The following is a 19,643-nucleotide window of genomic DNA, read 5'->3' on the forward strand; positions in this document are numbered from 1 at the left end:
CGCCCGCAATTCCAGCGATCGGCGGCAAGACCGAATTATAAGACAGCATGAATCAGATGTGTATAGCATTATAATGATGTGTGCGCCCGATCCCCGATCGGCCTGTACGTGTGCGGACTGCGGTCACGCACGGTCGGCGAGCGGCCGCGAACCCGTTTGTCGTTGCCGTTCGCCGCACGCACCCCCACCAACAACTTGCCCACCTGAATCGATCGAGCATGGAGCGGGATCCAACTTCCTACGATGCGTTCGTCAAATTCCTGTCGACCCCATTGAACGCCGGGCGCCCGTATGTATTGGAGACGCAGCACGCGATCTCGCTGCACTTCGATCACGTGGCCACCCAAAGCTTCATGTCGCTGCGCACGCCGGACAAACTTGCGCTCGGCTATACGCGAACCATGATGGGATGTCTGCTGCTGCACCCGGCCGCCAGGCATATGTGCATGATCGGGCTCGGGGGCGGCTCGTTGGCCAAGTACTGTTATCGGCATCTGCCCGGCGTGACGGTCGACGCGGTCGAAATCAATCCGGAAGTGATCGCACTACGCGACGTGTTCAGGATTCCCGCGGACGACGCCCGGTTCAAGGTGATCCGTGCAGATGGTGCGGAGTACGTGACGCGGGAGGATGTCCACACCGACGTGATCCTCGTGGATGCCTTCGACGCGGAAGGTATGCCGAGCCGGTGTGCGGATATCGCGTTCTTCACTGCCTGCCGCGAGCGATTGAGCGATGCCGGGGTGCTCGCAATCAATCTGGCGGACGACGACCTGTCGCTGCCCGGTCACATCGAGCGACTGGGCGCCGTGTTCGGCCCTTCATATGCGGTTGTCCGATGCGACGACGACAGCAATTTCGTCGCGTTCGCCTGGAAAGGGCCGCTTCGCTTGCCATCGAGGCGAGTTCTGTTCGAACGCGTGCTCTCGTTTGCGTTTGCCGGCGAACTCAAACTGTCGTCAACCGCCCGGCGCATGAAGGAGGGAGAGCGCCTCGATCCAAAGCGGTTGATCTGGCATGCGCAGGGGCATGCACACTGGGAAATCGACGCCTGAACCGCTTTCGGGCTCAGCCTGCGTTTCGACTCACCCGCTTGCCGAGCGGGCTTTTTGTCCTGTAGCTCACGCCGTGCTGATCGAGATACTCGCGAATCAACTGCCGCACGACTTGCGACGGCGTCAGGTCCTGCTCCGCGCAGAGCATGTCGAACGCTTCTTTCTTGGCGGGATCGATCAGGATGGTCAAGCGTGCGGTTTTCGTTTCCATTGCAGGACAGAGTCGGCGAATATGCTAATTTGATTATAATGCATCGGCCCTTGTGCGCAGCGCCGCAAGACATTCGGCACACGCGTGTCGATCAGGCTCGGCGACGGCACCTCAAGCAGGATCCGCCGCCGACAAGGCGAGCTCGGGTTTCGTTTCACCTTATGCCGGCTCATGACCTGCGGTCAAGCCGGTAGAGATAGTCCAGCACGTCGTCGACCACGGGCACGATCGCCAGCGTGACGAGCGCCGCGGCAAGCGGCACGGTCGACACGTAGCCGACATGCTTGAAGCCGATTGCGCCAGCCAGCCCCCCGACGAAGAACGACGCCAGCATCGTTCCGTGAATCCTGAGCTTCGCGCGGTTTGCGATCACCGCATGCGCGTGCATATCCGCACCCGAGCGATTCCAGTAAAACAGTTTGCCGAGTTCGATGCCGAGGTCCGTCACGATGCCCGTCATGTGCGTCGTGCGGATTTCCGCCCCCGACAGCTTGGTGATCATCGCGTTTTGCAGCCCCATGATGAAGCACAGCAAGATGACCGTGACCGGCATGAAGAACGCCTCCCACAGCGCGAGATGGCTGCCGAGCAGCCCGAACAGGAGCAGCAGCGCGGCTTCGACCAGCAGCGGCAGCACATACTGACTCTGCAGCCCGCGGCGGCGCCCCCAGTTGACGAGCACCGCCGAGCAGCCGGCGCCAACCAGAAACGACGCGAGCGAACCGACACCGGCCAGCACGAGCCGGATGTCGCCAAGCGCTGTCTGATCCGCAATCGCCGACACGATCCCGCTCATGTGGGACGTGTATTGCCTGACCGCGAGGAAACCGCCGGCATTGGTTGCGCCGGCGACAAAGGCAAGCGAAAACCCGAGCTGGCGGTTCGCGGCCGCGCTGCGGTGTTTTCCCGTCAGGCTTCGAAAGTACTGCGCTGGCATGGGATCTTCCCTCATTCGCCCGGATCGGGAGACAACGACGCCCTGAGTGGAGCCCGGAGCGCCGCGGCAAACCGCCACGGCCGCCCGTTCCATCCGGGGAGTGATGAGATTTTGATGATAACTTCATTATCATACCTTGTTATCCGGATTCGTCTTTCGGTGTCATAATGCGAGCAGGAATCCGTCGCGGGAGACGCGGCCATTCCAACCACCTCGTCCAACCCGAGCGTACTGGAGACATTCCGGATGGCACCCGTGCCGGTCGTCCATTTCGTCCTGCTGGCCGTGGCCGCGTGGCTCGCGGTCGGCACGCTGGGGCTCGGGGCGTTGAGTCGTACGCGTCTGGTGGCCCACGGCCTTTTCCCGCTCGGCGCATTGGTCGGACTGCTCGTCGGCGCGGCGGGCCTCGCCGGCGTCCTGGCCGAACCGTCTACCGCGGTGCTGCCGATCGGGCTTCCCGGCCTGCCCTTTCATCTGCGTGCCGACCGCTTGTCCGGCTATTTCCTGTTCGTGCTCGGCCTCGTCAGCGCGGGGATCGGCGCCTTTTCAGCCGGCTATTTCCGCAAGGGTGAGGGATCGGCGCCCGGGCTGATCTGCTTCGAGTACCACGTCTGCCTCGCAAGCATCGCGCTGGTGTTGATCGCGGACGACGCATACGTGTTCATGGTCGCCTGGGAGACGCTGACGCTGTCCGCGACGTTTCTCGTCATGACCAACCACCGGATCGGCGAGATCCGCCGGGCGGGTTATCTGTATTTCCTGATCTCGCACGTCGGCGCGCTCGCGCTGCTGCTCTGCTTCGGCATTCTGCAGGCGCGCACCGGCGACTACACCTTCGCCAACCTGCGCGCGCAGTCGCTGGATACATTCCCCGCGTCGTTCGCCTTCCTGTTCGCGCTCGTCGGGTTCGGCGCGAAGGCCGGGATCTTCCCGCTGCATGTGTGGCTGCCGGAGGCCCATCCCGCGGCGCCGTCGCCGGTCTCGGCGCTCCTCAGCGGATTCGTGCTGAAAGTCGGCCTGTACGGCCTGCTGCGCGTCCTGTTCGACCTGCTGCACGTGCAGGTCGCGTGGTGGGGCGTGCTGCTGCTCATGCTGGGCGTCGGCACCGCGCTGCTCGGCGTGGTGTTCAGCACCATCCAGGTCGACATGAAGCGCCTGCTCGCCTATTCGTCGATCGACAACGTCGGCCTGATGATCGTCGCGCTCGGTCTCGCGGTGCTGTTTCGCGCGTACGGAATGACGAGCCTGTCCGCGCTCGCGCTGACCGCGATGCTCTACCAGATCGTCGCGCATGCGGCATTCAAGAGCTTGCTGTTCCTGGGCACGGGCGCCGTGCTCCACGCCACCGGCGAGCGCAACCTCGGCAGGCTCGGCGGACTGATTCGCTTCATGCCGTGGACCGCGTGGGCGGTACTCGCGGGCGTCGCGGCAAGCGCGGGCTTGCCGCCGCTGAGCGGTTTCGTGGCCGAGTGGCTGCTGCTGCAGGGTTTTCTGTTCGCGCCACGGTTGCCGGATTCGGTGCTCGCCATGACGGTGCCGATCGCCGCCGCGCTGATCGCCATGTCGGCCGCGCTGGCCGGCTACACGATGGTCAAGTTCTTCGGCATCGTGTTCCTTGGGCAACCGAGAGAAGCGAAGCTGAATCGCGCCCGCGACGCGAACGCGTGGGAACGACTCGCGTTCTGCTGGTTCGCGGCGGCCAGCGTACTGCTCGGGCTGATGCCCGCGCAGTTCGTCAGGCTGCTGGATCGCGTCACGCACGCGCTGGTCGGCGCCGGCGTCGGCGCGGACAATCATGGCTGGCTGCTGCTCGCGCCCGTGTCGGCCGCTCGTGCCAGCTACATGCCCGCGGCGTTCATGCTGTTCTTCATCGTATGCTGCGGGCTCGCGTGGGTGCTGGTGCGGCGTTTTTATCACGGCCGGCTCCGACGCGCGGCTCCGTGGAGCTGCGGCTTCCCGTTCACGACCGCGCGAATGCAGGATACGGCGGAAGGATTCGGGCAGCCGATCCGCGAAATCTTCGCACCGCTGCTACGCATCGAGCGGCAACTGCCGTCACCGTTCGATGCACAGCCGGCCTACCGGGTGTCGGTCACCGATCGCACGTGGACCGCACTCTACGCGCGCATCGCGGCGCTGACGCAACGTATCGCCGACTGGGCGGGCCGCCTGCAGACGGGCAAGATCGCGGTTTACCTGACCTACAGTTTCGTCGTGCTGATCCTGCTTCTGATGTTGGTGAGACGATGGTAACCGCGTCCGGCGTCATTTCGCAGACCCTCGAAATCGTGATCGCGATCGCGGCCGCGCCATTGCTCACGGGCTGGGTCAACCAATGCCGCGCCTGGCTTCAGAACCGGCGTGCGCCGTCCATCTGGCAGCCGTACCGGATGCTCCACAAGCTGTTCAACAAGGAATCGGTGATCGCGCACGGCGCGAGCCCCGTGTTCCGCGGCGCACCCTATGTCGTCTGGGCCGCCATGACGCTCGCATGCGCGATCGTACCGACGCTGTCGACCGAGTTGCCGCTGTCGCCCGCCGCCGATGCGATCGCGCTCGTCGGCCTGTTTGCGCTCGCGCGCGTCGCGCTGTCGCTCGCGGCGATGGACGTCGGCACGGCGTTCGGCACGCTCGGCGCCCGCCGCGAAATGCTGATCGGCTTTCTCGCGGAGCCGGCGCTGCTGATGGTGCTGCTGTCGGCCTCGCTGATTACGCAGTCGACGCTGCTGACGAGCATCGTCGCGACGCTCGGCCGCGGCGAGCTCACGATCTATCCGAGCCTGGCGTTCGCCGGCATCGCGTTCACACTGGTCGCGCTGGCCGAAAATGCGCGGCTGCCCGTCGACAATCCGACCACTCACCTCGAGCTCACGATGATCCACGAGGCGCTGATCCTCGAATATTCGGGACGGCACCTTGCCCTGATGGAGTGGGCGGCAAGCCTCAAGCTGTTCGCGTATTCGTGCATCGGTCTCGCGTTGTTCGTGCCCTGGGGCATCGCGAATGCGGGCGATCCGGTTGCGCTGCTGCTGGCCGTGCCGGTGCTCTTCATCAAGCTGACGGCAGGCGGCATCGCGCTCGCCGTGGTCGAAACGGCCAACGCGAAGATGCGCATCTTCAGGGTGCCGGAATTCCTGGCGACCGCCTTCCTGCTGGCCGTGATCGGCATGCTCGTCCACCTGCTGCTGGGGGCATGAATGCACGGCTACGCGACACAACTGATCAATTTCCTCGCGGCCGTGCTGCTGATGCTGTCGTTCGCGATGCTGAGCCAGCGCCGGATCCTGTCCCTGATCCATCTCTATACGCTGCAGGGCGTCGCGCTCGTGTCGGCGAACCTGATCCTCGGCTTCGTCACGGACGACGTGCACCTGTATGTGTCCGCCGGGCTGACGCTCGTGCTGAAGGTCGGCGTGATCCCGTGGTTCCTGTACCGGCTCGTTCGCAGGCTCGACGTCAAGACCGACGTCGAGCCGCTCATCAATATTCCGACCACGCTGCTGATCGGCATCGTCCTCGTGATCGTTGCGTTCAATGTCGCCGCGCCGATCAGCCAGCTCGCGACCTCGGTCGCACGCGGCACGCTCGGCATCGCGCTCGCGTGCGTGCTGCTGTCGTTCATGGCGATGATCACGCGCGCCAAGGCCATTCCGCAGGTGATCGGCTTTCTGTCGATGGAGAACGGCCTGTTCTTCGCGGCGGCGGCCGCGACCAACGGCATGCCGATGATCGTCGAGCTCGGCATCGGGCTCGACGTGCTGATCGGCATCCTGATCCTCGGCGTCTTCATGTTCCAGATTCGCGAGCAGTTCGACAGCCTGGACATCCATCACCTCGAGAAACTCAAAGATGAATGACGCCGACGTCGTGCTCGCCGTGCTCGGCCTGCCGCTCGCGGGAGCCGCCTGCCTTGCCTGCGTGCGGCCGAGCCGGGTCGCGCGCCATCTGAACATCGGCTTCAGCTTCCTGACGTTCTCGGCAACGTTGGTGCTGGCCGCGCGCACCGTCGAGCACGGCCCGTCGTTCGCATTCGGACGCGCGTTTTTCGTCGATCCGCTCAATGTCTATCTCGTTGCGCTCACGGCGTTCGTCGACTGGACGACGTCGCTGTTTTCCCGGCCCTACATGCAGATCGAGGAGGCCCGCGGCCGGATGACGGCCGCGCGGATGCGGCTCTATCACAGCATGTATCAGCTCTTCATGTTCGCGATGCTGCTCGCGCTGCTGACCGACAACGTCGGCGTGCTGTGGGTTGCGATGGAAGCCGCCACGCTCGCCACCGTGTTGCTCGTCAGCGTCTACCGTACCGCCGCGAGCCTCGAAGCCGCATGGAAGTACTTCATCCTGTGCGGGGTCGGCATCGCCCAGGCGCTGTTCGGCACGATCCTGCTGTATCTGGCCGCGAGCCGGCAACTGACCGACGGCGACGCGCTGCTGTGGACCAGCCTGGCCGCGGTCAGGACGCACCTCGACCCGACGATCGTGTCGATCGCCTTCGTGTTCCTGCTGGTCGGCTACGGCACCAAGGTCGGCCTCGTGCCGATGCACAGCTGGCTGCCGGACGCACATGCCGAAGGCCCGACGCCGATTTCGGCGGTGCTGTCCGGCCTGCTGCTGAACGTCGCGCTGTATGCGGTGCTGCGCTGCAAGGTGCTGGCCGACGGCGCGCTCGGCAATGGCCTGCCGGGGCGGTTGCTGGTCGGCTTCGGGCTCGTGTCGGTCCTGATCGCGTCATTCTCGCTGTTCCGGCAGAAGGACGTGAAGCGCCTGTTCTCGTACTCGTCGATCGAGCATATGGGCCTGATGACGTTCGCGTTCGGGCTCGGCGGCCCGATCGCGACCTTCGCCGGGCTGCTGCACATGACGGTCCATTCCCTCGTCAAGTCGGCGATCTTCTTCGCGGTCGGCCATGCTGCGCAGAAGGCCGGCACGCAGGCGATCGACGGCATTCGCGGGCTGCTGCAAGTCAGCCCGGCGGTCGGCTGGGCAATGATGCTCGGCACGCTTGCGATTCTCGGCCTGCCGCCGTTCGGCGTGTTCGCAAGCGAATTCCTGATCCTGACGACGGCCATGAACACGCTCCCGTGGACCGCGCCGCTGCTGCTGCTCGGGCTCGCCGTCGCGTTCGCGGCGATCTTCGCGCGCGTGCAGCGGATGGTGTTCGGCGAAACGACGACGGCGACGCCGCTCGAACACCGGCCGGCGCTGCTGCCGGTGTTCGTGCATCTCGGACTCGGCCTGATGCTGGGCCTGTACGTGCCGCCTTATCTGGCGATGTGGTACCGCCAGGCTGCAACGATGCTGGCAGGATAAACGATGCGACTCGACTTGATTCAGCCGGACGGCTCGACTCGCCTCCGGCACGAGGCAGGCCAGGTTCCGGCTGCCGTGGTTGACGCCGACGAACCGCGATGGCTCGACATCGCGCAGGCCGCGCGGAGGGAGGGAAGCCGGCTCGTTGCGATGTGGGGCGGCGAAACGCCCGAGCGCGTCTTCTCGGTCAACGCGGCGTACGAATGCGACGACGGCGTGCTGTGGGTACGTCTCGCGACAGGGCAGGAACCGCGGGCCGACGGCGACTATCCCGATCTCGCGGGCGTGTTTCCCGCCGCAACGCGCATGCAGCGCGCAATTTTCGACCTGACCGGCCTGCGCGAGCGCGATGCGCGCGACACGCGCCCGTGGCTCAATCACGGCAACTGGCCCGGCGACTACTTTCCGCTGCAGAAGCAGGCAACCGGAATCGAGCGATTCGAATCGAGCGAAGCGGATTATCCGTTCGTGCAGGTTGCCGGCGACGGCGTGCACGAAATCGCGGTCGGGCCGATTCACGCCGGCATCATCGAACCGGGCCATTTCCGGTTCTCCGTCGTCGGCGAGAAGGTGCTGCGGCTCGAGGAACGGCTCGGCTATGTGCATCGCGGCGTCGAACGGCTGTTCGAACGGACGGCCGCATCGAACGGCCATCGCGTTGCGGGCCGGATCGCCGGCGACTCGACCGTCGCGTTCTCGTGGGCCTATTGCATGGCGCTCGAGCAGGCATGCGGCACGGCCGTGCCGGCGCGTGCGCTGTCTCTGCGCGCGCTCCTGCTCGAGCGCGAGCGCATCGCGAATCACCTCGGCGATCTCGGCGCGCTCGGCAACGATGCCGGATTCGCGTTCGGTCTCGCGCAGTTCTCGCGGCTCAAGGAGAACTGGATACGGACCAACGGCGGGATCTTCGGGCATCGCTACCTGATGGACCGGATCGTGCCGGGCGGACTGGCCGTCGACATCGAGCCGGAGGACGCGGCCGCCCTCACCGAACAGGGCGAACGCATCGCACGCGACGTGCACGTGATGCGGAAGATCTACGAGGACCAGTCCGGGCTGCAGGACCGGTTTCTGGGCACCGGCCGATTGAATGCCGACGTCGTCGCGCATTTCGGCGTGCGCGGCATGGCCGCCCGCGCCAGCGGCCAGGCATTCGACGTGCGCGCGAACCTGCGGCCGCCCCCTTACCGCGACCTGGCCGTCAAGGCGGCATGCGATGCGCGCGGCGACGTCGCCGCGCGGGTCGCCGTGCGGTTTGCCGAAATCGACGAATCGCTGCGTCTGATCGGTGAACTGCTGGCGCATCTTCCGGAAGGGCCGATCGCCACCGGCGTCACGCCCGCGGCGGCGCCATCCAGGGGAATCGGCTGGGTGGAGGGCTGGCGCGGCGACGTGTTCGTCGCGCTCGAGACAGCATCGGGCGATGCCATCGCCCGCTGCCATTGTCACGATCCGTCCTGGCAGAACTGGCCGGCGCTCGAGCACGCGATCATCGGCAACATCGTTCCCGATTTCCCGCTGATCAATAAATCGTTCAACCTGAACTACGCGGGGCACGATCTCTGATGTGGCAACTCATCCGTCAATTCGCGCGCACCGAATTTCCCGACGAACCGGTGCCGACCACCGAAGCCGCCTGGCGACAGGAGGCACAGCAGATTCGTCAGGACATTCTCGATCTCCTCGGCCGGGCATTGTGCATCCGGCAGATCGACGCGGGTTCGTGCAACGGTTGCGAGCTGGAGATTCACGCACTGAACAACCCGTACTACAACATCGAAGGGCTCGGGATCAAATTCGTCGCCAGCCCGCGCCATGCGGACCTGCTGCTCGTGACCGGCCCCGTCACGCTGAACATGAAGGCAGCCGTGCTTGCCGCGTACGACGCCACGCCGGCGCCGAAACTCGTCGTCGCAGCCGGCGAGTGCGCGTGCACGGGCGGTATCTTTGCCGACAGCTATGCGGTGTGCGGTCCCGTTGCGTCGATCCTGCCCGTCGATGTGACCATCCCCGGATGTCCGCCCCCGCCGGTCGATTTGCTGCGGGGCATTTTGACAGCTTGCCGATCACGCGGAGATTGAAGCGGATGCCCGCGGCAATCCTTCCGTCGGCGATACCTCGCTTGCTCCGGCGGCGACGCGGCTGGCATCGGTCCGGCGATCCGGACGATCGCTGCCCTGCCCACGTTATTCGCAATGACACCGCTTCCCGTTTCACGACCGATCGCGGACGCGATGAACCACGGCCGGATCGATGACTGGAACTGGAGGTATCAGGCGCTCGTATGCGGCTCGCTGGCCGGCCTCCGGCGTCGGCGATGTTGCCGCCGAGCAGCAAACACGGACCCCTGCAATTCTTATCGAGGCGAAGGAAAACTGTATGAGTGAAAATCGTAAAGACCAGATCGTTCGCGCGTTCCGCGCGGTCTTCCTGGCGTTTCTCGGAATCAACAAGCGCGCCAATCTCGAGGCGGATGCAACGCAGCTCAACCCGTTCGCCGTGGTCATTGCCGCACTCGTTGCGCTTGGCGTATTCATTGCGCTGCTGCTGTTCGTCGTGCATTTGGCCGTGGGTTGACGGTTCGCCGCCACAAATGCGCGATGTCGCGACAATGACCGAACCGGCCACCTTGTGCAGATGACCCGTCGCTACGGCGTGAAGATCGGCAAGGCCGGTGCGATTGGGTCGCCCGGCTTGATCAGCCGGTTCTCCCGCATCGCATCGAACATCCAGGTCGCTGCCGCCGGGCCGCGCCGGTTGACGTCCGCGCACATGCCGCGCATCACCGCCCGATCGGCAGCCCCGTCGGTTCGATCCACCCGAGCCGGTACGCGATCAGCAGCGACAGAAACAGCGTGATCGACAAGCCGACGCGCGCCGCCAGCGACCACGCCATCCGCTTGCTCCCGCCGCGGTCGTGATTCATGAAATACAGCGCGAAAACCAGGCTTCCGATAATCATCACGAAAGCCGCCGAAACCAGCGCAATCTTCATTGTTGATGTTCCTCTAGGCCGGCATCGGCCTTCAGCAGTTGGGTCAGTCTTTGCCGCTCGGCGGCGACGTCGGCGACGCCCGACGCCGGCCAGTCCAGCGCCACGCCATTCCCCAGCGAATCGCGCACGAGCGTCTGGTAACGGCGGTCGCTGATCCGGCCCTGCTCCATCGCTTCCGATATCTCGTGTCGAAACGGTAGCGGGAAACTCGCGTATCCGCGCGACAGCGCCGCATATTGCCGCGCGTCGATCTCTTTCGACGACGGCACGACCGCCCAGATCACGACTGCCACGATGGCTGCGAAGGGAATCGCCGTATAGCGGAGAACGAACTTGATCGGGGTCATGAGGCGGATATCGAAGTCGCGGCGAAGTGGCGGCGCACGCGGGCCGTGTGGAACCGGAAGCGGCCGGACAACCGGTCGCGCGGACGACGGAGCCGCCCGGGCAAGCCGGGGCCGGCAGTGCCGGCCGACATTGTACTTAAGGCCCAATACGACCAACAGATCATGATAATGTCGTTACCACGTTTGCAGATGATTCGAGCAACCCGGCGCCTTGGACGGGTGGCCCGCGCGCGCACCGCCATGGCGCCATGGCACATTCGGACAGGGTGCCGACAGCGGATGGATTATAATTTGATTAACATATCGACCACCCCTGCCTCACGATGGAAACGAAAACCGCCCGCCTGACCGTCCTGATCGATCCCGCCAAGAAAGAAGCGTTCGACCTGCTCTGCGCGGAGCAGGATCTCACGCCGTCGCAAGTCGTGCGTCAGTTGATCCGCGAGTATCTCGACAAACACGGCGTCACGTACAAGACCAAGAGCGCGCTCGGCAAGCGGATGAAGTAAGCGCGGCCCCCGGCGCCGTCAGGCGCAGATTTCCCATCGTGCATGTTCACGCGCGCGCCAGACGAGCCGCGCGGGATCGATGCACTCCCCTGCCTTCATGCGCCGGGCGGTGGACGACAGCTTGAGCTCGCCGGCCGAGCCGAACCCCAGCGCGCGCTCGAGCAGGATGCGCAGCGACGGCAACGGGTTGCCGTTCTTCCACGCGAACGCGATGAAGTTGTTGTCGTCACCGCATGGCACCAGCGCATACGAATCGTCGAACACCGCGTGCAGTTGCTCGAGATGCCGCGGCAACGCCGGATCGTCGTCCATGAAGTTGATCGCGAGCACACCCGTTTCGCTCAGCCGCGCACGGCACGCGTCGAGAAAGGCCGCACCCGTGCAACTGCCCGGCATGCCGTCGGCGACGAACGCGTCGTGCAGGATCACGTCCGCCCGGACCTCCGGCCTTGCCACGTAGTCGGCGCCGTCCGCGCAGACCACCGCGAAGCGCGCGTCGTCTTGCGGAATCCTGAACACGTCGCGCAGCGCGATCACGTCCGGGTTGATCTCGACTGCGTCGATCGCCGTGTCGGGCAGATGCCGATAGCAGTACTTCGCCATCGATCCGCCGCCGAGCCCGATCATGCAGATGCGCGCGGGCACGGGCTGCAGCAGCAGGAAACCCATCATCACGCGCGTATAGCCGAGTTCGAGCCTGACCGGATCCTTCAGCGACATGAAGCTCTGCGTGCCGAAGTGGTCGAAATGCAGCGACACCGCGTGCTTCGTCTCGAGCACGAACGGACGGCCGTCGTTCAACGGCATCGCCAGGAACCGCAGGAATGCGTCATAGGACGTTCGATCCTCGCTCATGCTCGGCAGGCCCGGTTGACCGGAGCGTCGTTCGTACCGCGCGCGGTCATACCTTCTTCAGATAGCAGGCCTTCAGCATGAAGCCGCCCATGTCGGTCTTGCAATCGACTTCGTGATCGCCGCCGACGAGGCGGATGCTCTTGACCTTGGTGCCCATCTTCAGCGTGATCGACGAACCCTTCACGCGCAAGTCCTTGATCAGCACGACCGAATCGCCGTCCGTCAGCACGTTGCCGTTCGCGTCCTTGACGACGTCGCCCGCCGGTTCGTCGCCCGCTTCGGCGCCGGCGCCGGCCGACCATTCATGGCCACAGTCCGCGCACACGTAAAGCGTGCCGTCCGGGTAGGTGTTTTCCATCGCGCATTGCGGGCAGGCGGGGGCGGCGTTCATTGCAGCTTCCATTCGGTGGGAGTTCGGGTCAATCGAAAAAAATGCCGGGCACGCAAGCACGTGGCCCGGACCGCGCGTCGCACCGCCTCGTCGACAGATCGACCAGACGGTGCGACGCACACACGACATTATAATGCAATACACATAAACCGGTTGCCGTATTATAATCATCAACTTTCGATCATTCGCCGGACTTGATGGCGGTTTCGCTGAGGATGTCGACATGTTCGAGATGAATGATGTACTGGCGTTGAGCGCGCAAGGCCCGGCGCCCGGTCGGGAAGCCGCGTTCCGCGCGGTCCCGGCGTGCTGCCGGCCGCCCATTGCACGCCGTTCCGGCGACTTTCCCCGAGGCTGATCCGCATCGTGGCAACCGTCGTCTACGTAGAAATCGGCCCCGCATGGAACCGCAGCCGTGCGATCGCGTCCCGCGATGCGATCGTCGCGGCGGCACACCGCTTCGAAAGCGACATCCTGCTGCTCGCCAACGGGCTCAGCGGCAGCGCGAAGGACGCGATCGCCATCGCGGCGCTGCAGATGCATGGCGGCACGTCCGCGCAGGTGCTCGCCACCGGCCCCGACGAAGAGGCCGCGCTCCAGGCGCTGCTGCCCTTGCTGCAGGCGGGCTGACACAGCGCCGCCCGCTCCCACGGCCTCGTGCCGTTCACCCTGAATCACCACTCTCCGAGGAAGCGATGAACGACAACGTCATGTCCAACTCCCCCAACCTGTCGGCCTCCGCGATCTGGGCGCTCGAGCGCCTCGCCGATGTGCGCTACGGCCGCGATGCGCCGGCGCTCGGCTGGTCGATCGAACAGGAACTCGTCGGCGCGGGCTTCGTCAGCCATGCCGCGAACGGCCGCTCCGGCGCGTCGATCACGGCACACGGGCGCAACTTCCTGAAGAGCCGGAAGTAGGATCGGCCGGCGCGGGCGCGATGCCGCTTCACGGGAAGCATGCGGGCCTGTCGACGTCCTCCATGAAGCAATCCGCGGACGGCCGTCCGGGCGATGCGATCGCAATCCCCGATGCAGGCGGGGATGTGCGGCCGCGCCGCGGTTTCCGCGGTATCGTACGGGTCCCGAGTGCGGTGCACGGCGCCGCCTTCGCCTTCCTTTCCCCATGGAACGCCCGATGACATCCAGCGCCCTGCCGCCCGTCACGTCCCCGCCGGTGCTCGACACCCCACGCCTGACCCTCGAAGGCCATCCGCTCGGCGACTTCGACGCGCTCACCGCGATGTGGGCAGAGCCGGCCGTCGTCGCGCACATCTTCAACGGCAAGCCGTCGGCGCCACGCGACTCGTGGATGCGGCTGCTCGCGTATCGCGGGCTGTGGCCACTGCTCGGCTACGGCTACTGGGCGATTCGCGAGAAGGCATCGGGCCGCTACGTCGGCGATCTCGGCTTCGCCGACTTTCACCGAGCGGTCGAGCCGTCGATTCGCGGCGTGCCGGAAGCCGGCTGGGCGCTCGCGAGCTGGGCGCACGGGATGGGCTACGCGACCGAAGCGCTGTCGTACGCGCTCGGCTGGCTCGATGCGCAGAACCGGTTCGAACGCAGCGTGTGCCTGATCGCGCCGACCAACGTCGCGTCGATCCGTGTCGCGCAGAAGGCCGGGTATGCCGATCCGGTGCGGATCCGCTTCAACGACACCGATTCGCTGCTGTTTTCGCGCGCGTGCCGGTAACCTCGATGCCGCGAGCCGGCGCCGCGGCATCGCCGGCTCGCGGCACAACTCCCCTTCGAACTGCGGCGTCAGCGCATCCCACGGCGCATCGTCGTGCAGCAGCCGGCACGCGCCGCGAACACGGCGTTGCCGAACTGCTCGGGCGGAATGCGCGATAGCGCCATCACGCGCGCTGTGAGGTTCTGCACACCGCTTTGCGTGCCAGCGCGTCGACCGCGCCAACGAACGTCCCGGCCATCGGCGCATTCGCGCTGACTGCCTCGTTGCAGGAGCCGGCCGCCCCCTGCAAGCAGGTTCATCCATGAGCATCGAGGGGATTCGCATCACCGCGGCACGCGCGCATCCGTGTTGCGGGCGGTAGCGCGAATGACCGTTAGTTGCAATTTAGCAGTTCCGTCGAGGTCCGGGAAGCCGAAACGCCGTGCCGATCTTCGGTCATACCTGCGCCATCCGCCCGGACCCGGCCCGCCGCAACGAAACCCGACGGCGGCCCGCCACCGGCCGGTGCGTTGCGGCGCAGTGCGTCAGCCGATATCGACGTCCTCGCGTTCGTCGCCCTGCAGCGCCAGCGCGGCGTTGACCAACCCGACCTGTGCGAGCGTGAACGGGAAATTCCCGCACATGCGTCGCGCCTTCACGTCGTATTCCTCGGCCAGCAGCCCGACATCGTTGCGCAGACCCAGCAGCCGCTTGAACAGCGCATGCGCATCGTCGTCGCGCCCCTGCATCCGGTACACCTGCGCGAGCCAGAACCCGGCCGCGACGAACGCACCTTCGTTGCCCTCGCAACCATCGCGGAAACGCGGCGGGTGATAACGGAACGGCAAGCCGTCCTCGACCAGCTCGCGCTCGATGGCCGCCACCGTCGCGGCGACGCGCGGGTCAGCCGCATCGAGCATCCCCGTCAGCGGAATCAGCAGCAGGCTCACGTCGAGCCCGTCGCCGTCGTAGCGGTCGACGAAGCGGCCGAGTTTCTCGTGATAGCCGCGCGAGAGCACGTCCGCATGCACGGTAGCGGCCCAGCGCCGCCATTCGTCGAGCGGCGCATGATGGCCGAACGCGCGCGCGGAACGGCACGCGCTTTCGACGGCCGCCCACACCATCACCTTCGACGACGTGAACTGGTGCCGGCCGCTGCGCACTTCCCAGATCCCTTCGTCCGGCTCGCGCCAGATCGTCGCGAGATGCTCGAGCAGCCGCCGTTCCAGCATCCAGGCGTCGTCGTCGGGCGGCAGCCCGTGCCGGCGGGCCTGATACAGCGCCGCCAGCACCTCGCCGTACACGTCGAGCTGCAGCTGTTCGGCCGCCGCGTTGCCGAAGCGCACCGGCTGCGCGCCTTCGTAGCCGGCCAGGTGAGCGGCTTCCCATTCGTCCGCGCGCCGGCCGCCGTCGGCGGCGTACAGCACCTGCAATTGCGCCGGATGATCGGCGATCGCGCGCACCAGCCAGTCGCGCCAGCGCGCGGCCTCCTCGCGGTAGCCGCAGCGCACCAGCGCGCGCAGCGTGAAGCTCGCGTCGCGCAGCCAGCAGAACCGGTAATCCCAGTTGCGCGCGCCGCCGAAGTGCTCGGGCAGCGAGCTGGTCGGCGCCGCGACGATGCCGCCGGTGCGCACGCTCGACAGCAGCTTCACCGTGATCAGCGCACGCTCGATCGCGTCGCGATACGGGCCCTGCGCCGCGTTGCACTTCGACCAGACGTGCCAGAACGCCTGCGTGTCGCGCAGCGACGCGTAGGCATCCGGCACGCACGGCGGCCGGTCGTACGAGCGCGCGTAGCTGATGCAGAAGTCCGCTTGCTCGCCCGCCGCGATGCGCTGCGTGCCGACGAGCCGGTCGTCCCGCACGTCGAGGCGCGTGTCGGCATCGAGCCACATCGCGTCGCCGCCCGTCAGCATCCGCCAGCGCCGGCCGAAACGGCGGCACCACGGCAGCGCGTTGCCGTAGTCGAAACGCACGCCGAGATCGACGTCGAACTCGACCGTGCCGCGCTCGCCGCGCACGCTGCGGATCAGGCACGGGTCGGGCGCCGCCCAGCTCATCCAGTCGATCATGACGGCGCAACCCGATGACGTCTCGAACGTCGTTTCGAGCACCGCGGTGGCAGGCAGGTAACGGCGCGTCGCTCGGGCGCCCGGCTCGCGCGGCGCGATGCGGAAGCGGCCGTTGCCGGGCGTGCCGACGAGTGCGGCGAAGCATGGCGGCGAATCGAAGTCCGGCCAGCACAGCCAGTCGATGCTGCCGTCGAGCGCGACGAGCGCGGCACTGCGGCCGTCGCCGATCAGCGCGTAGTCCTCGATCCGCATCGCGCTCACCGATCGGGCTTGCGCGCGGCGGCAAAAGCAGCCACGCGCATGGCGAACACCGCGCCGCACGCCATCGCGCGCGATGCGCCGAGCCCGGCTTCGGCACCGGTGCGGCGCGCTTCGCATGCGGTGTCGTGCAGCGCCCGCGGATCGCGTGCAATCAGTGCGACGTTCGCGCCGTGTCGCGCGAACGCGTGAGCGGTCGCGCGGCCGACGCCGGTGATCGCGACGGTCTTCACGGTTGATCCCTCCCGTTTTTTCATGCTGGCCATCAATCGGCGTAGCAAGCGGCGTGCCGCAGGCCGGGCCGACCATCCGATCCGGGCGCGCACCGTGAACGGTCGCCAAATTTACAAGCAGGCTGTAACACGCCGGACGTTGCGTACGCAACGCCCGCGCCGCGCACGCACGGAAATTGCTCCGCCGCGAACGGCGGTGGTCATCCCGTCGAATCCGTCGTGCTGCTGTCGAGCAGCGTGTTCGTGTGGTTCGCCGAGCGCGCGGTGGCCGCGCTCGCCGTCGCGCTGGTGCTCGGCGTCGCGTTCGCGCTCGTTCAGCTGCACGAGTGGCGCGACCATCCGTACGGCCCGACCGCGCACCTGTACGGCAGTCTGTACCTCACGATCACCGGCTTCCACTTCGCGCACGTGGTGGCCGGCCTCGCCATCCTCGCGCTGCTCGCCGGCTGGACGGCCGCCGGCTTCTTCTGCCTCGAGCGGCGCGTCGCGCTGACGGTCGGCGGACTCTACTGGCACTTCGTCGACATCGTGTGGCACGCCGACGTGCGGGTCGCACCATTGGGTCCATCATGCCGGACGGCGGAACGACAGGCCCGTGAAGAAGTGGCCCGACATCGCTTCGGCCATCGGGTCCGGCAACGCATCGGGCATCGTCATGTTCAACGCGCACAGGCCGTCGACGAGCGCGATGACCGCGCGTGCGTAGTCGGCGCAACGCATGGGCGAGTTCGTGTTCGCGCGTTCGCACCACCGCTCGATGAGGCGTGCCGTCAGCGCGCGCCGTTCGGCGCATAGTGCGTCCAGGTGCTGCCGGAACGGCGTATCGCGCATCGCGTGCAGCCGTGCTTCGGCCCAGAGGATGTCGCTGTCGCGGTCGCGATGGCATCGCACGCGGACGATGGCGAGCTGCACGGACAGGTCGGCGACCACCGTCTCGACGTCCAGAAGCGCACGAAGGCTCTGCAGTATCCGCTGGTGATCGATTCGAAGCCATTCGACAAAGAGCTCGCACTTGCTGCTGAAATTCGAATAAAACGCACCGCGCGTGTAGCCCGCGTGCGCGACGATATCCTCGACGCTGGTCGCGGCCAATCCTTTTCTCGCGATGCTCGACGCCGCCGCATCGAGCAGGCGCTGCCGCGTCCGTGCGCGGCTTTGCGCGCGCGTCATTCGTGTGGGCGGCATACCGCAACGCACCCGTTCAGGCTGGCAATGACAGTCATTGGCGCATGTCCGGCCGAGCCAGCCACATTCCGAAGATCCCGCTACCGGCTCGCAACGGCTTCGGCTTCCGGCGCCTGCCATCCGCCCCCGAGGGCCTTGAACGCGGCGACCGCCGCGCGCGCGGATTCGGTTTGCGCCTGCACGCGCTCGTCCGACGCGCGCAGCAGGCTTTCGTCGGCCTGCAACACTTCGATCAGGCTGACGACGCCTTTCTGGTACGCCGCAAACGACGCGGCCCTCGCGCGGCCAAGCGAATCCACGCCGCCGGTGAGAACGGCAGCCTGCTCGTCGCGCTTGACGAGCGCCGAGAACGCGTTTTCGACGTCCTCGGTCGCGTGCAGCGCCGCGAGCCGATACGCGGCGAGCATTTCGGCATCCCGTCCCTTGGCCTGCGCGATCTGCGCATTGATCCGGCCGAAGTCGAACAGGCGCCAGCGCAGGCCGAGTACGCCGGCAGCCTGGTTCGCGCCGCCGGCAAACAGGTTGCCCGCGCCCATCGTCGTCGCGCTGCCGATCAATCCGCTCAGCGAGAACTTCGGGTAATACTCGGCAATGGCCACGCCGATGCGCGCGTTCGACGCCGCAAGGCGCCGCTCGGCGACGATCAGGTCGGGCCGCCGCCTGAGCAGTTCGCCTGGCGTGCCCGTCGCCGCGATCCGCGGAGCAACCGGAAGGTCGCCGCCGTCGAGCAATTCCGCGCGATGCGTGCCGGGTTGCGAACCGAGCATCACGTCGAGCGCATTCATCGCCGCGTCCAGCGCCGCCTCGAGCACCGGCACCGTTGCGCGAACCTGGGCGAGCGCGCCTTCGGCCTGCCTGACCTGAAGCTCCGCCGCGAGCCCCTTTCCATACAGCAGATTGATGGTCGACAACAGGTCCTGCTCGGTCTGCACCTGATGCCGCGCGACCTTCAGGCGGCCCTGCAGCCCGCGGATCGTGATGTACGTGTCCGCGGTTTGCGCGGCGACGGCAAGCCGCGTCGCGACTGCCGCCGCTTCAGATGCCTGATAATCGGCGAGTGCCGCTTCGCGGCCGCGCCGCAATCCTCCGAATACGTCCAGTTCCCAGCTCGCGTTGAAGTCGCCCTCATAGTCGTTGCCGTGGCGGTCGAAACCGGGCGTCGAATTCAGCACGCGTCCCAACGGCGTTTCGACCGACTGGTAGACCCGTGCTGCCTGCCCGCTCACATTGCCCGAGGGCAGCAGCGCTGCATTTGCCGCACCGAGCCCTGCACGCGCTTGCGTGACGCGTGCGGCGGCCTGCGCGAGATCGAGGTTCTGCGCGAGCGCGAGCGTGACGAACCGTGTCAGTTGCGGATCGCCGAAGCCCGTCCACCACGTCGCGAGCTCGGCTTCGGCCGCCGCGCGGCGCTGATCCACGGCGCTCTGGCCCTGGAACCGTTGCGGCATGGCCACGTCCGGCCGCACGTAGTCGGGACCGACGGCGCATCCCGCCGACAGGATCGCGGCAAGCACCGCGGCAACGATGGGTTTGGGTAGCATGACGGTTTTAGCAAGGACCAGATGGTGACTATAATACCAAATAGTCACTCGTTGTCCATTCCCGTCACCCGCA

The 19,643-nt window shown here is 66.4% G+C and carries 21 protein-coding genes and 3 pseudogenes; 13 read left to right on the top strand and 11 right to left on the bottom strand.

Annotated elements, in window-relative coordinates; all coding sequences use genetic code 11:
• The first annotated feature begins 218 nt into the window (after positions 1-218).
• Complete coding sequence (locus tag DIE22_RS16805; protein ID WP_124605580.1) at positions 219-1,055, top strand: spermidine synthase; 837 nt, start codon at positions 219-221, stop codon at positions 1,053-1,055.
• Between the two features lie 13 nt (positions 1,056-1,068).
• Here DIE22_RS16805 and DIE22_RS16810 read toward each other — a convergent pair whose 3' ends face one another.
• Both DIE22_RS16810 and DIE22_RS16815 read right to left on the bottom strand, forming a co-directional pair.
• The gene (locus DIE22_RS16810; protein WP_124605581.1) at positions 1,069-1,266 is read right to left on the bottom strand and encodes a ribbon-helix-helix protein, CopG family; all 198 of its coding nucleotides are present in this window, start codon (positions 1,264-1,266) and stop codon (positions 1,069-1,071) included.
• 169 nt (positions 1,267-1,435) lie between these two features.
• The gene (locus DIE22_RS16815; RefSeq protein WP_124497775.1) at positions 1,436-2,203 is read right to left on the bottom strand and encodes a YoaK family protein; all 768 of its coding nucleotides are present in this window, start codon (positions 2,201-2,203) and stop codon (positions 1,436-1,438) included.
• Between the two features lie 246 nt (positions 2,204-2,449).
• Here DIE22_RS16815 and hyfB point away from each other — a divergent pair, with 246 nt between their 5' ends.
• The 7 genes from hyfB (at position 2,450) to DIE22_RS16850 (ending at position 10,093) form a co-directional block, all read left to right on the top strand.
• A complete protein-coding gene (gene hyfB, locus DIE22_RS16820; RefSeq protein ID WP_124605582.1) occupies positions 2,450-4,456 on the top strand; it encodes a hydrogenase 4 subunit B in 2,007 nt (668 codons plus the stop codon).
• Positions 4,450-5,400, top strand: a complete 951-nt coding sequence (locus DIE22_RS16825; protein WP_124497686.1) for a respiratory chain complex I subunit 1 family protein — start codon at positions 4,450-4,452, stop codon at positions 5,398-5,400. The genes hyfB and DIE22_RS16825 overlap by 7 nt, the downstream gene beginning before the upstream one ends.
• Positions 5,401-6,060, top strand: coding sequence for a formate hydrogenlyase (locus DIE22_RS16830; RefSeq protein ID WP_124497687.1), 660 nt, complete (start codon positions 5,401-5,403; stop codon positions 6,058-6,060).
• Positions 6,053-7,516, top strand: a complete 1,464-nt coding sequence (locus DIE22_RS16835) for a hydrogenase 4 subunit F (RefSeq protein ID WP_124605583.1) — start codon at positions 6,053-6,055, stop codon at positions 7,514-7,516. The genes DIE22_RS16830 and DIE22_RS16835 overlap by 8 nt, the downstream gene beginning before the upstream one ends.
• 3 nt (positions 7,517-7,519) lie before the next feature.
• Complete coding sequence (locus tag DIE22_RS16840) at positions 7,520-9,082, top strand: NADH-quinone oxidoreductase subunit C (RefSeq protein ID WP_124605584.1); 1,563 nt, start codon at positions 7,520-7,522, stop codon at positions 9,080-9,082.
• Positions 9,082-9,597 carry an NADH-quinone oxidoreductase subunit B family protein gene (locus tag DIE22_RS16845; protein WP_124497690.1) on the top strand — a complete coding sequence of 172 codons (516 nt, stop codon included), beginning with the start codon at positions 9,082-9,084 and terminating at the stop codon, positions 9,595-9,597. The genes DIE22_RS16840 and DIE22_RS16845 overlap by 1 nt, the downstream gene beginning before the upstream one ends.
• Positions 9,598-9,895: 298 nt before the next feature.
• Complete coding sequence (locus DIE22_RS16850) at positions 9,896-10,093, top strand: DUF2970 domain-containing protein (protein ID WP_124497691.1); 198 nt, start codon at positions 9,896-9,898, stop codon at positions 10,091-10,093.
• A gap of 205 nt (positions 10,094-10,298) precedes the next feature.
• Here DIE22_RS16850 and DIE22_RS16855 read toward each other — a convergent pair whose 3' ends face one another.
• Both DIE22_RS16855 and DIE22_RS16860 read right to left on the bottom strand, forming a co-directional pair.
• Positions 10,299-10,511 carry a DUF2909 domain-containing protein gene (locus DIE22_RS16855; protein WP_044843449.1) on the bottom strand — a complete coding sequence of 71 codons (213 nt, stop codon included), beginning with the start codon at positions 10,509-10,511 and terminating at the stop codon, positions 10,299-10,301.
• Positions 10,508-10,858 carry a hypothetical protein gene (locus DIE22_RS16860; protein WP_124497692.1) on the bottom strand — a complete coding sequence of 117 codons (351 nt, stop codon included), beginning with the start codon at positions 10,856-10,858 and terminating at the stop codon, positions 10,508-10,510. Before DIE22_RS16860 ends, DIE22_RS16855 begins: the two co-directional genes overlap by 4 nt.
• A 323-nt stretch (positions 10,859-11,181) precedes the next feature.
• Here DIE22_RS16860 and DIE22_RS16865 point away from each other — a divergent pair, with 323 nt between their 5' ends.
• Complete coding sequence (locus DIE22_RS16865; RefSeq protein WP_124497693.1) at positions 11,182-11,367, top strand: ribbon-helix-helix protein, CopG family; 186 nt, start codon at positions 11,182-11,184, stop codon at positions 11,365-11,367.
• 18 nt (positions 11,368-11,385) lie between these two features.
• Here the strand turns inward: DIE22_RS16865 and DIE22_RS16870 are convergent, their stop codons facing one another.
• Together DIE22_RS16870 and DIE22_RS16875 are read right to left on the bottom strand one after the other, a co-directional pair.
• The gene (locus DIE22_RS16870) at positions 11,386-12,222 is read right to left on the bottom strand and encodes a spermidine synthase (protein WP_124497694.1); all 837 of its coding nucleotides are present in this window, start codon (positions 12,220-12,222) and stop codon (positions 11,386-11,388) included.
• Positions 12,223-12,268: 46 nt separating this feature from the next.
• Complete coding sequence (locus DIE22_RS16875; RefSeq protein ID WP_124497695.1) at positions 12,269-12,613, bottom strand: zinc ribbon domain-containing protein YjdM; 345 nt, start codon at positions 12,611-12,613, stop codon at positions 12,269-12,271.
• A 366-nt stretch (positions 12,614-12,979) separates the two neighbouring features.
• Between DIE22_RS16875 and DIE22_RS16880 the strand changes: the two genes are divergently transcribed.
• The 3 genes from DIE22_RS16880 (at position 12,980) to DIE22_RS16890 (ending at position 14,302) form a co-directional block, all read left to right on the top strand.
• The gene (locus DIE22_RS16880) at positions 12,980-13,243 is read left to right on the top strand and encodes an HPr family phosphocarrier protein (protein WP_124605585.1); all 264 of its coding nucleotides are present in this window, start codon (positions 12,980-12,982) and stop codon (positions 13,241-13,243) included.
• 65 nt (positions 13,244-13,308) lie between these two features.
• Entirely contained in the window at positions 13,309-13,530 is a 222-nt protein-coding gene (locus DIE22_RS16885; protein WP_124497697.1) for a hypothetical protein, read from the top strand.
• A gap of 217 nt (positions 13,531-13,747) precedes the next feature.
• Positions 13,748-14,302: a GNAT family N-acetyltransferase gene (locus DIE22_RS16890; protein ID WP_260426696.1), complete on the top strand. Its 555-nt coding sequence runs from the start codon at positions 13,748-13,750 to the stop codon at positions 14,300-14,302.
• Between the two features lie 33 nt (positions 14,303-14,335).
• Here the strand turns inward: DIE22_RS16890 and DIE22_RS16895 are convergent.
• The 3 genes and pseudogenes from DIE22_RS16895 to DIE22_RS38245 all read right to left on the bottom strand — a co-directional run.
• Positions 14,336-14,567: pseudogene (locus DIE22_RS16895) on the bottom strand (DUF1641 domain-containing protein); the annotation flags it as partial.
• A 259-nt stretch (positions 14,568-14,826) separates the two neighbouring features.
• On the bottom strand, positions 14,827-16,605 hold the full coding sequence (locus DIE22_RS16900) for a glycoside hydrolase family 15 protein (RefSeq protein WP_124605587.1): 1,779 nt from the start codon (positions 16,603-16,605) through the stop codon (positions 14,827-14,829).
• A 95-nt stretch (positions 16,606-16,700) separates the two neighbouring features.
• A pseudogene (locus DIE22_RS38245) lies at positions 16,701-16,844 on the bottom strand (short-chain dehydrogenase); the annotation flags it as partial.
• A gap of 207 nt (positions 16,845-17,051) precedes the next feature.
• Here DIE22_RS38245 and DIE22_RS16910 point away from each other — a divergent pair.
• Positions 17,052-17,378: pseudogene (locus tag DIE22_RS16910) on the top strand (cytochrome c oxidase subunit 3); the annotation flags it as partial.
• Between the two features lie 33 nt (positions 17,379-17,411).
• Here DIE22_RS16910 and DIE22_RS16915 read toward each other — a convergent pair.
• Positions 17,412-18,029 carry a TetR/AcrR family transcriptional regulator gene (locus DIE22_RS16915; RefSeq protein WP_260426697.1) on the bottom strand — a complete coding sequence of 206 codons (618 nt, stop codon included), beginning with the start codon at positions 18,027-18,029 and terminating at the stop codon, positions 17,412-17,414.
• Positions 18,030-18,109: 80 nt separating this feature from the next.
• On the bottom strand, positions 18,110-19,570 hold the full coding sequence (locus tag DIE22_RS16920; protein WP_124605588.1) for an efflux transporter outer membrane subunit: 1,461 nt from the start codon (positions 19,568-19,570) through the stop codon (positions 18,110-18,112).
• Between the last annotated feature and the right edge of the window lie 73 nt (positions 19,571-19,643).

The organism is Burkholderia sp. Bp9142 (genome assembly GCF_003853415.1).
GTDB lineage: Bacteria > Pseudomonadota > Gammaproteobacteria > Burkholderiales > Burkholderiaceae > Burkholderia.

Bases quoted from the DNA above. Each gene is read 5' to 3' on its own strand.
- DIE22_RS16805 (WP_124605580.1), top strand. From the start codon at position 219: ATGGAGCGGGATCCAACTTCCTACGATGCGTTCGTCAAATTCCTGTCG.
- DIE22_RS16810 (WP_124605581.1), bottom strand. From the start codon at position 1,266: ATGGAAACGAAAACCGCACGCTTGACCATCCTGATCGATCCCGCCAAG.
- DIE22_RS16815 (WP_124497775.1), bottom strand. From the start codon at position 2,203: ATGCCAGCGCAGTACTTTCGAAGCCTGACGGGAAAACACCGCAGCGCG.
- hyfB (WP_124605582.1), top strand. From the start codon at position 2,450: ATGGCACCCGTGCCGGTCGTCCATTTCGTCCTGCTGGCCGTGGCCGCG.
- DIE22_RS16825 (WP_124497686.1), top strand. From the start codon at position 4,450: ATGGTAACCGCGTCCGGCGTCATTTCGCAGACCCTCGAAATCGTGATC.
- DIE22_RS16830 (WP_124497687.1), top strand. From the start codon at position 5,401: ATGCACGGCTACGCGACACAACTGATCAATTTCCTCGCGGCCGTGCTG.
- DIE22_RS16835 (WP_124605583.1), top strand. From the start codon at position 6,053: ATGAATGACGCCGACGTCGTGCTCGCCGTGCTCGGCCTGCCGCTCGCG.
- DIE22_RS16840 (WP_124605584.1), top strand. From the start codon at position 7,520: ATGCGACTCGACTTGATTCAGCCGGACGGCTCGACTCGCCTCCGGCAC.
- DIE22_RS16845 (WP_124497690.1), top strand. From the start codon at position 9,082: ATGTGGCAACTCATCCGTCAATTCGCGCGCACCGAATTTCCCGACGAA.
- DIE22_RS16850 (WP_124497691.1), top strand. From the start codon at position 9,896: ATGAGTGAAAATCGTAAAGACCAGATCGTTCGCGCGTTCCGCGCGGTC.
- DIE22_RS16855 (WP_044843449.1), bottom strand. From the start codon at position 10,511: ATGAAGATTGCGCTGGTTTCGGCGGCTTTCGTGATGATTATCGGAAGC.
- DIE22_RS16860 (WP_124497692.1), bottom strand. From the start codon at position 10,858: ATGACCCCGATCAAGTTCGTTCTCCGCTATACGGCGATTCCCTTCGCA.
- DIE22_RS16865 (WP_124497693.1), top strand. From the start codon at position 11,182: ATGGAAACGAAAACCGCCCGCCTGACCGTCCTGATCGATCCCGCCAAG.
- DIE22_RS16870 (WP_124497694.1), bottom strand. From the start codon at position 12,222: ATGAGCGAGGATCGAACGTCCTATGACGCATTCCTGCGGTTCCTGGCG.
- DIE22_RS16875 (WP_124497695.1), bottom strand. From the start codon at position 12,613: ATGAACGCCGCCCCCGCCTGCCCGCAATGCGCGATGGAAAACACCTAC.
- DIE22_RS16885 (WP_124497697.1), top strand. From the start codon at position 13,309: ATGAACGACAACGTCATGTCCAACTCCCCCAACCTGTCGGCCTCCGCG.
- DIE22_RS16890 (WP_260426696.1), top strand. From the start codon at position 13,748: ATGACATCCAGCGCCCTGCCGCCCGTCACGTCCCCGCCGGTGCTCGAC.
- DIE22_RS16900 (WP_124605587.1), bottom strand. From the start codon at position 16,605: ATGCGGATCGAGGACTACGCGCTGATCGGCGACGGCCGCAGTGCCGCG.
- DIE22_RS16915 (WP_260426697.1), bottom strand. From the start codon at position 18,029: ATGCCGCCCACACGAATGACGCGCGCGCAAAGCCGCGCACGGACGCGG.
- DIE22_RS16920 (WP_124605588.1), bottom strand. From the start codon at position 19,570: ATGCTACCCAAACCCATCGTTGCCGCGGTGCTTGCCGCGATCCTGTCG.